The sequence below is a fragment of the Acinetobacter sp. AOR34_HL genome, assembly GCF_027854795.1.
Taxonomy (GTDB): domain Bacteria; phylum Pseudomonadota; class Gammaproteobacteria; order Pseudomonadales; family Moraxellaceae; genus Acinetobacter; species Acinetobacter junii.
This window is the reverse complement of sequence record NZ_JAKTID010000067.1, coordinates 27,421-41,484: the sequence shown is the minus strand read 5'-3', so window position 1 is coordinate 41,484 and position 14,064 is coordinate 27,421. Positions and strand designations below refer to the sequence as shown.

12 protein-coding genes and 1 tRNA gene are annotated in these 14,064 nt (G+C 38.2%); 10 read left to right on the top strand and 3 right to left on the bottom strand.

All coding sequences use genetic code 11. The features are described 5' to 3' along the window. The first annotated feature begins 16 nt into the window (after window positions 1-16). Complete coding sequence (locus MKL32_RS11520; protein WP_004912080.1) at window positions 17-763, top strand: IS5 family transposase; 747 nt, start codon at window positions 17-19, stop codon at window positions 761-763. A 482-nt stretch (window positions 764-1,245) separates the two neighbouring features. After that, the gene (locus MKL32_RS11515; RefSeq protein WP_026057438.1) at window positions 1,246-2,847 is read left to right on the top strand and encodes an isocitrate lyase; all 1,602 of its coding nucleotides are present in this window, start codon (window positions 1,246-1,248) and stop codon (window positions 2,845-2,847) included. An 86-nt stretch (window positions 2,848-2,933) separates the two neighbouring features. Here the strand turns inward: MKL32_RS11515 and MKL32_RS11510 are convergent, their stop codons facing one another. The 3 genes from MKL32_RS11510 to cysS form a co-directional block, all read right to left on the bottom strand. Further along, window positions 2,934-3,413 (bottom strand): copper resistance protein NlpE, encoded by a 480-nt coding sequence (locus MKL32_RS11510; RefSeq protein ID WP_204378795.1) that lies wholly within the window; start codon window positions 3,411-3,413, stop codon window positions 2,934-2,936. 262 nt (window positions 3,414-3,675) lie between these two features. Beyond that, window positions 3,676-3,751: transfer RNA gene (locus tag MKL32_RS11505), tRNA-Gly, on the bottom strand. Between the two features lie 63 nt (window positions 3,752-3,814). Beyond that, window positions 3,815-5,236 carry a cysteine--tRNA ligase gene (gene cysS / locus MKL32_RS11500; RefSeq protein WP_270900554.1) on the bottom strand — a complete coding sequence of 474 codons (1,422 nt, stop codon included), beginning with the start codon at window positions 5,234-5,236 and terminating at the stop codon, window positions 3,815-3,817. 259 nt (window positions 5,237-5,495) lie between these two features. Here cysS and MKL32_RS11495 point away from each other — a divergent pair, with 259 nt between their 5' ends. The 8 genes from MKL32_RS11495 (at window position 5,496) to MKL32_RS11460 (ending at window position 14,048) form a co-directional block, all read left to right on the top strand. After that, entirely contained in the window at window positions 5,496-6,473 is a 978-nt protein-coding gene (locus MKL32_RS11495; protein WP_004959668.1) for a KpsF/GutQ family sugar-phosphate isomerase, read from the top strand. 3 nt (window positions 6,474-6,476) lie between these two features. Further along, the gene (locus tag MKL32_RS11490; RefSeq protein ID WP_004913359.1) at window positions 6,477-7,016 is read left to right on the top strand and encodes a KdsC family phosphatase; all 540 of its coding nucleotides are present in this window, start codon (window positions 6,477-6,479) and stop codon (window positions 7,014-7,016) included. A 38-nt stretch (window positions 7,017-7,054) separates the two neighbouring features. After that, entirely contained in the window at window positions 7,055-7,606 is a 552-nt protein-coding gene (gene lptC / locus MKL32_RS11485; RefSeq protein WP_004959665.1) for an LPS export ABC transporter periplasmic protein LptC, read from the top strand. Then, window positions 7,590-8,135, top strand: coding sequence for a lipopolysaccharide transport periplasmic protein LptA (lptA, locus tag MKL32_RS11480; protein WP_004959662.1), 546 nt, complete (start codon window positions 7,590-7,592; stop codon window positions 8,133-8,135). Before lptC ends, lptA begins: the two co-directional genes overlap by 17 nt. Next, the gene (gene lptB, locus MKL32_RS11475; protein ID WP_004913352.1) at window positions 8,135-8,881 is read left to right on the top strand and encodes an LPS export ABC transporter ATP-binding protein; all 747 of its coding nucleotides are present in this window, start codon (window positions 8,135-8,137) and stop codon (window positions 8,879-8,881) included. The genes lptA and lptB overlap by 1 nt, the downstream gene beginning before the upstream one ends. A gap of 309 nt (window positions 8,882-9,190) precedes the next feature. Continuing rightward, on the top strand, window positions 9,191-10,726 hold the full coding sequence (locus tag MKL32_RS11470; protein ID WP_125272024.1) for a TolC family protein: 1,536 nt from the start codon (window positions 9,191-9,193) through the stop codon (window positions 10,724-10,726). Continuing rightward, a complete protein-coding gene (locus MKL32_RS11465) occupies window positions 10,723-12,864 on the top strand; it encodes a type I secretion system permease/ATPase (protein WP_005402946.1) in 2,142 nt (713 codons plus the stop codon). The genes MKL32_RS11470 and MKL32_RS11465 overlap by 4 nt, the downstream gene beginning before the upstream one ends. Further along, the gene (locus tag MKL32_RS11460) at window positions 12,861-14,048 is read left to right on the top strand and encodes an HlyD family type I secretion periplasmic adaptor subunit (RefSeq protein WP_004959644.1); all 1,188 of its coding nucleotides are present in this window, start codon (window positions 12,861-12,863) and stop codon (window positions 14,046-14,048) included. Before MKL32_RS11465 ends, MKL32_RS11460 begins: the two co-directional genes overlap by 4 nt. Window positions 14,049-14,064 lie beyond the last annotated feature (16 nt).

Sequence of the window (14,064 nt, the reverse complement as noted above, 5' to 3'; positions counted from 1 at the left end):
AATTTTACTATTCGCTATGCCTCGTACCATGCTGACAGATCAACACTGGCAAAAGTTGAAAACTATTTTGCGTAATTTATCTATTCATCACAACTCAAATTTACGTAATTTTATTGAAGCTATTCTCTATAGAATTAGAACAGGCTGTCCGTGGCGAGATATTCCTTCCTATTTCGGTCAATCAAACTCTATTTTCAAACGTTTTAATCGTTGGTCAAGCAGCGGTAAGTTGCTTAGATTATTCAAATTATTAGCATCATGCCCCGATATGGAGTGGATTTTTATTGATGGCTCTCACGTACGTGCTCATCAACATTCTGCCGGTATAGCGAATCAATCCATTTCTAAAAGTGTAGGAGGAAACTCCTCAAAAATACATTTGATTGTTGATTCACATGGCAATCCTATTGATTTCATGATTACCGATGGCACTACACATGACATCAAAGTTGCACCTGATTTAATAGCAACATTAGATTTAAAAGAGACAGAAGTGGTATGCGCAGATAAAGGCTATGATTCAGAACCACTGCGTGAGCAGATCAGAAAAACAGGAACAAAAGCGAATATACCAAAGAAAATAAATAGCCAATCGAACAATGATCATATGGACTGGTATTTATATAAAATCAGGCATTTAGTTGAAAATATGTTTTGTAGATTAAAACAATTTAGAGGGATAGCTACTCGATATGACAAGCTCAAAAGAAATTATCAAAGTGCTGTTGCCTTAGCCTGTATATTTTTATGGCTACCTTTATAGGTTTAATTATGAACAGTAAATGTCAACAGACCCTAGTTAAAAACGCAATTTGAGAAAAAATAAAGTACATCTAAATTTGGTTTAGAATTAACCAAAGATATCAAGCACAGTTGTTTAGTAAATAACAAAATAAATGACCTATTAAATGGCTAAAAATGTCAATTTGATAAAATTTTAGGGGTGGAACTCTGAAAGATGAGCGATTAAAAGATATTCATTTTTAATAAATTTGATTTTCTAATCTCATTGTTAAGATTAATTAAATATTATTTAAAACAATGGTTTGTAATGACTTGGACTCGCTATAAGTTCATGTTCAAAGGCATATTTCAAAAAAAAATACCGAAAATTACCCAAGAATATTGGATTAATCTCTTGGCAAAGACTAAGCTGTGCAACATATTGATGAAGTGCTTGAAATCTAGCCTATAAAAAAGCATGGTTTTCAGCGTGCATTCGATGCCAATCCCTGAAAGGAAAATATCATGACATATCAATCAGCTTTAGAGCACGTTCGTGCCGTTAAAGAAAAATTAGGTGGTACTTGGGGTGCGATTCGCCCAGAAGATGCTGCTCGTATGATGGTTCAAAACCGTTTCCACACTGGTTTAGACATCGCTAAATATACAGCTGCTATCATGCGTAAAGATATGGCTGAATATGACGCTGATTCAAGCAAATACACTCAATCATTAGGTTGCTGGCACGGTTTCATCGCGCAACAAAAAATGATTGCGAACAAAAAATACTTCGGTACTACAAGCAAACGTTACATCTACCTTTCTGGTTGGATGGTTGCTGCTCTTCGTTCAGAATTTGGTCCACTTCCTGACCAATCTATGCACGAAAAAACTGCTGTGCCTAAACTAATCGCTGAAATCTATACATTCTTACGTCAAGCTGACGCTAAAGAATTAAATGATTTGTTCCGCGCTTTACAAAAAGCTGAACAAGCTGGTGATTCTGCTAAAGCTGCTGAAATCATTTCACAAATCGACAACTTTGAATCTCACGTTGTGCCAATTATTGCTGACATCGATGCTGGTTTCGGTAACGAAGAAGCAACTTATTTGTTAACTAAACAAATGATCGAAGCTGGTGCTTGTGCAATACAAATCGAAAACCAAGTTTCTGACGCTAAACAATGTGGTCATCAAGCTGGTAAAGTAACTGTTCCACACGAAGACTTCTTAGCTAAAATCAATGCTGTACGTTATGCATTCCTTGAGCTTGGTGTTGACGAAGGTGTTATCGTTGCACGTACTGACTCTGAAGGTGCTGACTTAACTCAAAAGATCCCTGTATCTAAAGAGAAAGGTGATTTAGCTTCTCAATACATCAGCTACTTAGACACTAAAGAAATCGATATTTCTGAAGCTTCTGATGACGAAATCCTTATCAAGCGTGATGGCAAATTACACCGCCCAACTCGTTTAGCTTCTGGTTTATACCAGTTCCGTGAAGGCACTCAACACGACCGCGTTGTGCTTGACTGTGTAACTAGCTTACAAAACGGCGCTGACATGATCTGGATCGAAACTCCAACTCCAGACGTTGCTGGTATTGCTGGTTTCGTAAACGACATCAAAAAACAAGTTCCAAACGCGAAACTTGTTTATAACAACTCTCCATCGTTCAACTGGACTTTAAACTTCCGTCAACAAGCGTATGACCGTTGGGTTGCTGAAGGTAAAGATGTATCTGGTTACGACCGTGCTAAATTAATGAGCGCTGAGTACGATAACTCTGAATTAGCTGCTGATGCTGATGAAAAGATCCGTACTTTCCAAGCTGATGCTGCACGTGAAGCAGGTGTATTCCACCACTTGATCACTCTTCCTACTTACCACACAGCTGCTCTTTCTACTCATGAGCTTGCTAAAGGTTACTTCGGTGAAGAAGGTATGTTGGCTTATGTTGCTGGCGTACAACGTAAAGAAATCCGCGGTGGTATCGCATGTGTTAAACACCAAGCAATGGCTGGTTCTGACATCGGTGATGATCACAAAGAAATCTTTGCTGGTGAGAACGCACTTAAAGCTGGTGATGCTAGCAAAAACACAATGAACCAATTCGGTGGCTAATCGCTTCTGATTGATTCGAAAAAACCCTGCTTATGCAGGGTTTTTTTTATTATGTTTCTAGAAAAAATAATTAAGCAGAAAATCTATTATTCAGCTTCTTTCTTCAATTGATATTTATCAGCTAACTCGCCTGTAATTTCATTACCTTCTAAATCTAAAGCTTTAAGATAACCTTCAGCGACAAAATATTTACGTCCATCACCTGCTTGGTCTAGTTCAATCACTGAAGGGTTTTTGCTATCGAATTGGAAACTACCTTTACTTTCAAAAGGTTTACCATCCCCTTTACCGAGATATGTTTCTTTAATTTCATACGTTTTATCTGAATTTAACTCTAATTTAGTTTCAATACCTTCACAATCAGCACAGGGTAATACACCCTTATAAGTACCATTCCAATCTAAAGCATTTTCTGCAGTATGTGCGTTATCTGTAACTGTAGTTTCTGCTACTACTTCACTTGTGGCAGAAGTCGGTGCTTGTTCTTCAGTTTTTTTATTCTCTATTTTGCTACAAGCTACAAGAAAAATAGATGCAATCGATAGGGCAATAATAGATTTTTTCATTTTTACTAAAACTAATTTAAAAAAACACAAAGGATTAAATTATGAGAGTTATGAAAAAAAGTGTAGGGGATGAGTGTAAGTGTTCTTGAACTTTTGGTAAATCTGATTAAACCATGGTTATGATTTTTATTTAATTTGTTTAGGAAGCTTAATGATGGATAGATAATAATCTGGATTCGCCAAACAGTTATTTGTAGATTTATGATCGAATGAGAAGAAATAAAAAAAGCCCTAATCAAATGACTAGAGCTTTTTTAAATTTTGGAGCGGGAAACGAGACTCGAACTCGCGACCCCAACCTTGGCAAGGTTATGCTCTACCAACTGAGCTATTCCCGCAATATGGACGCATTATAGAGAATTTCATTAAACTGTCAACTCTCTATAATCCTAAGTGTTGAATTAATCAGCACGTCTCCAAATTGTACCTTGGCGAGTGTCTTCTAAAACCACGCCTTGATCGAGTAAAGACTGTCGAATACTATCAGCCTTGGCAAAGTCTTTAGCCTTTTTCGCATCTACACGTTGCTGAATAAAGTCTTCAATTTCAGCATCAGAAAGTGTTAGAGCTTCTTGTCCGATATCTGATTTAAGGAATTCATCTACATCGTGTTGAACTAGACCAAGAATATTTGTGAGCTGACGTAAAGTTGAGTAGAGAACTGTTGCTTGTTCAGCTTGTTCTTCTTTAACTGCGCGATTTAACTCTTTATTAAGTTCAAATAGAACAGCCATTGCTTCAGCCGTGTTGAAATCATCACACATTGCGTTATTAAAGCGTTCAACAAAACTTTGATCTAATGCATCAACAATTTTCTGACCATATGTTTGTTGATAGGCTTTAAATGAATGATAGAAACGACTCAACGCAGTTTTAGCTTCTTTTAAAGCAACATCAGAAAAATTGACTGGACTACGATAATGTGATGAGACAATAAAGTAACGAATCACTTCTGGATGGAATTTTTCCATCACATCTCTAATCGTAAAGAAATTGCCTAGTGATTTAGACATTTTCTCCCCATCGACATTGATGAATCCAACATGCATCCAATAATTTACATATTGTTCGCCTGTTGAAGCTTCACTTTGTGCAATTTCATTTTCATGATGAGGGAACATTAAGTCTGAACCACCACCGTGAATATCAAAATGATTGCCCAGGCAACAAGTCGACATTGCAGAACATTCAATATGCCAACCTGGGCGACCATTACCCCAAGGAGATGCCCAAGCAGGTTCATTTTCCTTTGCATGTTTCCAAAGTACAAAGTCAAAAGGATGTTTCTTTTCAACTTCAACATCTACGCGTTCTGAAGCACCTGCTTGCATATCATCGAGTTTACGGCCAGAAAGTCGACCGTACTTATCGAATTTTGTGACTTCAAAATAGACATCACCATTGCTTGCAGGATAGGCAGCACCTTTATCTACCAAATTGCTGATCATGTTTTGCATTTGATCAATGTATTCAGTCGCTTTCGGAGCTTCATCTGGCGCAGCACAACCTAAATTAGCAGCATCTTCATTCATCGCTTCGATAAATCGTGCAGTAAGTTGTTGGATGCTTTCTCTATTTTCATTAGCACGCGCAATAATTTTATCGTCAATATCAGTAATATTGCGGATATAGCGTACTTTCCAACCTTGACTACGTAAGAAACGGATGATGTAGTCAAATGCAACCATAACTCGAGCGTGTCCGATATGACAGTAATCGTAAACGGTCATACCACAGACATACATGTCGATTTGACCTTCTTTGCGTGGGACAAATTCAACTTTTTTACGTTGCTCAGAGTTATATAAAACAAAAGGTTGCATAAGGGCTTTTAACACTCAACAAAATTAGCGTTACATCATAACGTATGCATCATTTTTCATAAAGTTATCCGCATAAAAAAACATGTTCTAAAGGAATGAACTGATTAAATTATAGGGGTTCTATATTTGTTCATTTTCTAAGAAATCTTATACATTTAGAAACGTCTCTCACAAACAGTTATGCTAGAATCTCCGCAATTCTTTTGATTAAAATCATCTACGCTTATGTAGATTGAACATTATTTTGAGTCAAACTTGCATGTCACAAACGATAAATTTCCAAAAAAGCGCGCTAGAAACGCTGCGCATCGAACAGCAAGCGATTGAAGTTCTTGCAACACAATTAGATGAACGCTTTGATCGTGCATGTGAGATTTTATTGCAATGTTCAGGTCGTGTTGTTGTTACTGGAATGGGTAAATCTGGTCACATTGGACGGAAAATGGCGGCGACCTTTGCTTCAACAGGTACGCCTTCATTTTTTATGCATCCAGGTGAAGCAGGACATGGCGATCTAGGCATGCTGGTGCGTGGTGATGTGCTGATTGCAATCTCAAACTCTGGTAAAAGTGATGAGATTATGATGCTTATGCCTTTGATTAAGCATCTAGGCGTTCCACTGATTACGATTAGTCGTGATGATAAAGGGCCAATGCCACAAAATGCTGATGTACCTTTAACATTAGGTGCCGCTGATGAAGCTTGTCCATTAGGTTTAGCACCTACATCAAGTACGACAGCAACCTTAGTGCTTGGTGATGCATTGGCTGTGGCTTTGTTGGAGGCGCGTGGGTTTACGGCAGATGATTTTGCTCGTTCGCATCCTGCTGGAGCTTTAGGGAAACGTTTACTTTTACATGTAAAACATTTGATGCATACAGGTTCAGAATTACCCAAAGTTAAACCTGATACACCGATGAATAAGGTGTTATACGAAATTTCTGATAAACGTCTTGGTCTTACGACCATTGTTGATGAACAGGATAGATTGCTCGGTATTTTTACTGATGGTGATTTACGTCGTATGATCGATCATCAGCAAGGTTTTGATGTTAATTTACCTGTTGCAGAAGTCATGACTAAAAATCCACTTACGGTTTCTCAGGAAGCTCGCGCAGTAGAAGCATTAGAAAAAATGCATGAGCGTAAAATCAATCAATTTGTAGTTGTCGATGATGCCAATAAAGTTATTGGTGTTATTAGTATGCATGATCTAATTCAGGCAGGAGTAAATTAAGCCATGGCATCTTATGCTTTACAAGAACAAGCACGTCATTTACAAGCACTCGTGCTAGACGTCGATGGAATCTTAAGCGATGGCTTTGTAACATTAACGAATTCGGGTGATGAAATTAAATCATTTGATATTCGTGATGGTTTAGGAATGAAATTGGTTCAACAGGCTGGTATGAAAGTGATCATTATCACGGGACGAAAAAGCCATATAGTTGAAAAACGGATGTCAGATTTAGGCGTTGATTTAGTATTTCAGGGGCGTGAAGATAAAGGTGCAGCATTACGTGAAGCCTGTGCTCAGTTCAATATTCTCCCTGAAGATTGTCTATACATGGGTGATGATTGGCCTGACTTATCTGCATTTGCAATTGCGGGTATGAGTATTACTGTACCGAATGGGCATGAGGAAGTACGTCGTCGTGCTCATCTTGTCACCCAAGCAATGGGTGGGCGTGGTGCTGTACGAGAAGTTTGTGACATGTTGCTTACTTCAAAAGGTGTTTACCAAGAGCTACTTGCAAAATACTTAGCTGTACCACATTAATATAGAATGAACTACCCAAAGGTTAGGTAACCCTGTTTATGGATACCAGAGTTTTATATGTTGTTGCTGTAGTGGTTGCTTCCATTAGCGGTGGCTACTATTACTATAGCGGCAAAGCGAAAAAGCTTGATGTTGAATCGGCTAAAAATATGACGTATTCAGCTCAGGGTGTTCACCTAACCCAAACGGATGAACAAGGTAACTTGTACGTTCGTGCTGAAATCAAGCAATTAGAACAAAATATGCAGTCAAAAACTTCACAGTTGGGTCAACTCAATGCCGTGATGTTTAAACAAGGTAAGCCTGATGCGACTTTTTATGCAAAGCAAGCCAAAGGTTATGACGACAATACTAAAATTGTTTTAATGGGTGATGTTGTCGCAACAAAATTATCAGATCAAGGCAACAAAATGGAGTTTCGTACTGATGAGTTGACTGGGTATCCAAAAACGAGAGAGTTGGAAACACAACATCAAGTTACAGTGCAATCACCAAATTCAGCTTTCGTCAGCCAAGGTCTGAAAGCAAATTTAAACAATGGTCAATATGAGTTTTTCAAAGTTCGAGGAAAGTATGCGCCTAATTCCTAATTCTAAATATCGTTTAGCTTTCCTAAAACATGTTGCGTGTATAGCAGTTGCATTTAGCTCAGTTTCAGCATTTGCCGTACCCTCAGACCGTAATCAACAATTATCATTGGTTGCTGATCGCGCGACTTATAATGATAAAACAGGTATCACAACGTATACGGGTAATGTTGTCATTGAGCAAGGAACGATGAAGCTACAAGCAGATTCTATTGTTGCAACATTAAATAGTAAGAAAGAAATTCAAACCATTACTGCAAAGGGCCAACCAGCGAAGTTTCAGCAGCAAATGGATGTAAATAAGGGCTTAGCAAGAGGCGAAGCTCAAACTATTATTTATAATGCGAACACTGGGATTATTACTTTGTCAGGAAAAGCTTATCTATATCAAGATGGTTCTAGCATCCGTGGTAATACTTTGAAATATAGTATGAATAAAGGTGATGTTGAGGCTCAAGGTTCATCTACCAATCGAGTTCAAATCATTATTCCACCTTCTAGTTCTAAAAGCTTCCCAGGGGCGCGTGATTAATGGAACAATCAGCACAACAACCACAAACTTTGTGTATCAAACACTTAGCAAAGAATTATAGTAAGCGCTGGGTTGTAAAAGATGTTTCTTTTACAATGCAGAGCGGGCAGATTGTGGGTTTGCTGGGGCCTAATGGTGCTGGAAAGACGACGAGCTTTTATATGGTTGTCGGTCTGGTACGTATGGACAAAGGCGAGATTCATTTAGATGATCTCGATTTATCTGATCTTGCGATGCATGAGCGTGCTCGAAAAGGGATTGGCTATCTTCCACAAGAAGCTTCTATTTTTAGAAAGCTCACGATCTCTGAAAACATTATGGCGATCTTGGAAACAAGAAAAGACTTAAATAAGCAACAGCGCCAGCAACGTCTCAATGAATTATTGAATGATTTTAAAATTAGCCATATCAAAGATTCATTAGGGATGAGCGTATCAGGTGGTGAGCGACGCCGTGCGGAAATCGCTCGCGCATTAGCAGCAGATCCTAAGTTTATGTTGCTAGATGAGCCATTTGCAGGTGTCGATCCAATCTCTGTGGGTGATATCAAAGATATTATTCAAACTTTGAAAGAGCGCGGTATTGGCGTATTGATTACTGATCATAATGTTCGAGAGACATTAGCGATATGTGAAAAAGCCTATATTGTGAGTGAGGGTGCAGTCATTGCAGAAGGTACCCCTCAGGAAATTTTAGATAATGAGCAAGTGCGCAAAGTATATTTAGGTGATGATTTTGTGGTTTAAAAATAGCCATTTGAGCAATATGAAAAAGAGCTAAATAGCTCTTTTTCTTTTTATAAATAATAGAAATAATAAATAGATACGTGACTTTTACTGGAATATTTTTCATTCTTCTTTTTTATGTATTTGATTTTAATTTAATAAATCTACGGTCAAAGCTAATAATAGCTAAGTTATAAGCAAAAAAGTGTGATCTATATTACAAAAAACAAACATTTAAGCGATGTGTAAATTGTAGTTTTCGCATGGTGTTTTTATTTTAAAAATGAGTAGAATGAATGGGCTTTTAAATGATAACAATTTGAAAAGAATATGAGCATTAACAACGATTTAAATGTAGATGATGGAACACACAAAACATGTATAGATTTGAAATGGCTATTATGTGTATTTTCGTTTTCCGTACCTGTAGTACATGCAGAAACACCGAGTGAAAAATATCACAGTTTAAAAAATAATATTGCTCAGCTGCTTGCACCGAAAAGCAACCAAGATTTCAAAGTTGCTAACATGCAAAAGCTAAGTAATTTCACGGTGACACCATCGAATAATAATTTACCCGTAGTCGGTAGCGGGCGACCTATGCAGCCTGCGTCTGTACCGATTATACAAAGTCAGCCTCGCGTACTTAAAGATGCTGTACAGATCGCAGTTCAACGTAATCCTGAAATTTCTCAGACTTTAGCAACTCTTGCTGCACAAAATGCAAATATAGATGTTGCTAAAGCTGGTTACTATCCGCAGATTACGGGTGGTATGAATACAGGTGATTTGACACAAAAGAGTTCAAGAGGTCAGCAAGTTCTTGCCTTGAGTGCATCTCAAATGGTCTATGACTTCGGTAAAGTGAAGTCTGGTGTCAATACAGAACAAGCAAGACTTGCTGTGGAACAAGCCAATGTTTTGGTGAAAATTGATGATATCTCACTCGATGTTGCACAAACGATTATTAATATTCAACGTTATAAAAAACTTATTCAAATCGCGAATCAGCAAATAGCAGGTATTAAACGCATACAAGAGATGGCGAATCTAAGGGCTAATGCTGGTATCAGTAGCCAAGCGGACCCGATACAAGCACAGTCTTATTTGCAGTCTGCTCAATCCGCGTTAATCGCTCAACAATCTTTATTGAGCCAAAATCAACAACACTTATACACTTTGCTTGGTTTTGACGTCAGTAAGATTCAGTGGACTATTCCTGAGGATTTGGTGAAACAATCTGATTTATATGCAGAACCTCAATTCAATACAATTCCACAAATGATTGCAGCTCAAGCAGGTATTGCTGTAGCACGTTCACAAAAACAACAAACACAGTTAAGCAGATTTCCTACTTTGTCCGTAAAAGGAGAGTTGACCCAAGCGATCAATGGCAGAAATCCAAATAATGATAAAGAGGGTGGATTTGATAGTGCAATAATGTTGGAGGCAACGAGCCAATTTTATCAAGGTGGAGCAACTTCTTCACAGATTCGAGCAGCAAGTTTTGCTGAGGAAGCTGCTAAAGCTCAAGTAAATGCAGTCTATCTACAAGTTTTGGATCAAATTCGTAATAGTCGAGAACAGATTGAGAACAAACAAAGACAGATGCAAGTCTTAATGAGTCGACAAGCGACTACGGTGAGAACCAAGGAATTGTATCAAGAACAATATAAGTTAGGGACACGTTCACTTGTGGATTTATTGAATGCTGAGCAGGCAATTCATGGTGCAAATTCAGAATTAGAAACAGCACGTTATGATATTTACAGTAACATTGCTCAGTACATCGCAACGACAGGACGTTCACGTCAAGCCTATGGCTTAAATAATATTTCCATTCAGGGGTTTGAAGTTCAGCCATGATGACAAAAATAAACTATCAGCCGTGGTTACAAGCGGTCTTAACAATTGCTAAGCATTATCGAATAGAGCCATCAGAAGAGCGTGTTCGTTTACAATTAGATTGGAATCAAAATCAAAATTTAGATGAAATTTTATTGTTAATGAGCCGACAGGTTGGTTTGAACCTTTGTAAAGTGTCATTTACAGAGGAAATGATCAACCCTTGGCGTTTGCCGATTTTAGTTGAATTTAAAGATGGGCAAGTTGGTGTTGTCGATAAAGCTGACTCAGAAGGAAATGTCAGTGTTCAACTCAGTGGTGATCAAGGCTTATCACAAAAGTTTTCAATAAGTTCACTTAAGCAAGATATAAAAACAGTCTATATCTTACGCCCTGAAAAATCTGTCCCAGACGCTCGTATTGATGAATACATCAAGCCGTATGAAACGAGCTGGTTTTGGTCAATCGTTCTTCAAGATTGGAAGCGATATATAGATATTATGTTTGCCTCTTTAATGGCAAACATTTTGGCATTAGCTACGATTATTTTCTCTATGCAGGTTTATGACCGTGTTGTGCCATCACAATCGATCCCGACGCTTTGGGTGCTTGCGGGTGGGGTGCTAATCGCAGCCATTTTTGAGTTTGTACTTCGAGTTGCTCGTGTTTACCTATCCGATATTATTGGAAAGCGTGCAGATTTAAGAATATCAGACCGTGTTTTTGGTCATGCACTACGAATTAAAAATAGCGAACGTTCTAAATCGACTGGTACTTTTATTTCACAAATTCGTGAGTTAGAAGGTGTTCGTGATTTAGTTACATCGACAACAATGGGTGCGATAGCTGATTTACCTTTTTTCTTCCTGTTTCTGATTATCTTTGCGATTATCGGTGGGAATCTCTTTTGGGTAATGTTGCTTGTTGTTCCTTTAATGATTTTGCCTGGTATTTTGGTACAAAAGAAATTAGCTGAGTTAGCTCAAGAAGGCATGCGAGAGTCATCTATTCGAAATGCGATCCTTGTCGAAGCGGTACAAGGTATTGAAGATATTAAGTTATTACGAGCAGAATCTAGATTCCAAAACCAATGGAATCATATGAATGAGGTGTCTGCGGATATTAGTATGCAACAACGTAAGATCGTTGGTGTATTAACTGCTTGGACACAAAAAATTCAAGGTTTAACCTATGCCGCTGTTGTATTAGTTGGATGTTTTGCCGTGATGGAAGGCGAGATGACAACGGGTGCTTTGGTTGCGTGTTCGATCCTTTCCTCACGAATGCTTGCCCCTATTTCACAAATCACAGGGATTTTAGGACGTTTACAGCAAGCTAAGGTTGCGAAGAAAAGTCTTGATGAATTAATGCAGAAACCTGTTGATCAACCTGATCAAGCGCATCTGGTTCATAAAGAAGTGTTAAATGGGGACTATGAACTTAAAAATGTTATGTTCCAATACACAGAAGAAGATTCTCGTCCAATTCTTGCACTTCGTCATTTGAAAATTAAAGCTGGTGAAAAAATTGCGATTTTAGGTCGTAACGGTGCAGGTAAATCAACATTATTACAATTATTGGCTGGTATGCAATCACCATCAAATGGTTCTGTGCATTTGGATGGTCTCGATATTAGCTTAATCGATCCTGCTGATGTGCGCCGTGATATGGCATTGTTGAATCAGAATGCACATTTATTCTACGGAACAATTCGTGAGAATTTGACCTTAGGTGCGCCTTTAGCAAAAGATGATGACATTTTAAAAGCTTTAAAAGTGACAGGTGCTTTAGGCTTTGTGCAAGAGAAAAAAGAGGGCTTAGATCATTTAGTTTTAGAAGGTGGTGTAGGCTTCTCAGGCGGGCAAAAGCAAGCATTGCTGTTAGCACGATTACTGATTCGCCAACCTAACATTTTATTACTCGATGAACCGACTGCCGCGATTGATGATATTGCCGAAAAACAATTAATTGATCATTTAAAAGGCTGGTTAGGACACAGAACATTAGTCGTCGCAACACATAGACGAGCTGTGCTTGAGTTGGTTGATCGTATCATTGTGATGAACGAAGGTAAGGTTGTAATGGATGGACCACGAGATCAAGTTCTAAATCAATCAGCAGGCCAACAAAAACAAATTAAACAAGGGGAAGATTCATGAGCGAACAACAAGCTAACAACCGTTCTATGAATGTATCCTACAAAGAGCCAGCTTTACCACGTTCAAGTCTTGTGATTTGGATTGTATGTATTGGTTTAGCGATTTTTTTGACTTGGGCTTGGTTATTTAATCTAGAAGAAGTTTCTACAGGAACGGGTAAGGTTATCCCTTCATCTAAAGAGCAAACTATTCAATCTTTAGAAGGTGGTATTCTTACGAAGTTAAATGTGCAAGAGGGTGATATTGTTCAAAAAGGTGAAATCCTTGCGCAACTTGATCAAACACGCTTCGCATCTAATGTCGGTGAATCAAAATCACTTTTAACTTCTGCTCAAGCGACTGCTGCGCGATTACGTGCTGAAGTGAATGGAACTCCTTTAGCATTTCCTGCAGAAGTGCTCAAAGAACCTAAATTAGTCAAAGAAGAGACCGCTCTTTATTATTCTAGACGTGAAAATTTAGAACAATCATTAGCTGGTTACCAACAAGCTTTACAATTAGTTCAACAAGAATTGATGATGACTGAACCACTTGTTGCGAAAGGTGCTGCAAGTGAAGTAGAAGTACTTAGACTCAAGCGTGAAGCCAATGATCTTAGAAATAAGATGAATGACACACGTAATCAATACTATGTAAAAGCCCGAGAAGAGCTATCGAAGGCAAATACTGATATTGAAACGCAACAACAAGTTGTGATGGGACGCAGTGATAGTTTACAACGTGCAATCTTTAAAGCACCTGTGCGTGGTGTGATTAAAGAAATTGATGTAACAACTCTTGGTGGTGTTATTCCGCAAAACGGTAAATTGATGACGATTGTTCCTTTAGAAGACAAACTGTTAATTGAAGCACGTATTTCTCCAAGAGATATTGCTTTCATTCGACCTGGTCAAGAAGCCTTAGTGAAAATCACTGCATATGACTATTCGATCTACGGTGGTTTGACTGGAAAAGTAACAGTAATTTCTCCTGATACGATTCGAGATGAAGTTAAACAAGACCAATTTTACTATCGTGTTTATATCCGCACTGACTCTGACAAGTTATTCAATAAAGCAGGTCATGCGTTTGGTATCACACCAGGTATGGTAGCGACAGTTGATATCCGCACTGGTGAAAAAACAGTTATGGATTATCTACTTAAACCATTTAATAAGGCCAAAGAAGCTTTGCGTGAAAGATAAGCAAGCTAAACTCAAA

Excerpts from the sequence above, each read along its gene's own strand:
- MKL32_RS11520 (WP_004912080.1), top strand. The coding sequence starts at position 17 with ATGCCTCGTACCATGCTGACAGATCAACACTGGCAAAAGTTGAAAACT.
- MKL32_RS11510 (WP_204378795.1), bottom strand. The coding sequence starts at position 3,413 with ATGAAAAAATCTATTATTGCCCTATCGATTGCATCTATTTTTCTTGTA.
- cysS (WP_270900554.1), bottom strand. The coding sequence starts at position 5,236 with ATGCAACCTTTTGTTTTATATAACTCTGAGCAACGTAAAAAAGTTGAA.
- MKL32_RS11495 (WP_004959668.1), top strand. The coding sequence starts at position 5,496 with ATGTCACAAACGATAAATTTCCAAAAAAGCGCGCTAGAAACGCTGCGC.
- MKL32_RS11490 (WP_004913359.1), top strand. The coding sequence starts at position 6,477 with ATGGCATCTTATGCTTTACAAGAACAAGCACGTCATTTACAAGCACTC.
- lptC (WP_004959665.1), top strand. The coding sequence starts at position 7,055 with ATGGATACCAGAGTTTTATATGTTGTTGCTGTAGTGGTTGCTTCCATT.
- lptA (WP_004959662.1), top strand. The coding sequence starts at position 7,590 with ATGCGCCTAATTCCTAATTCTAAATATCGTTTAGCTTTCCTAAAACAT.
- lptB (WP_004913352.1), top strand. The coding sequence starts at position 8,135 with ATGGAACAATCAGCACAACAACCACAAACTTTGTGTATCAAACACTTA.
- MKL32_RS11470 (WP_125272024.1), top strand. The coding sequence starts at position 9,191 with ATGAGCATTAACAACGATTTAAATGTAGATGATGGAACACACAAAACA.
- MKL32_RS11465 (WP_005402946.1), top strand. The coding sequence starts at position 10,723 with ATGATGACAAAAATAAACTATCAGCCGTGGTTACAAGCGGTCTTAACA.
- MKL32_RS11460 (WP_004959644.1), top strand. The coding sequence starts at position 12,861 with ATGAGCGAACAACAAGCTAACAACCGTTCTATGAATGTATCCTACAAA.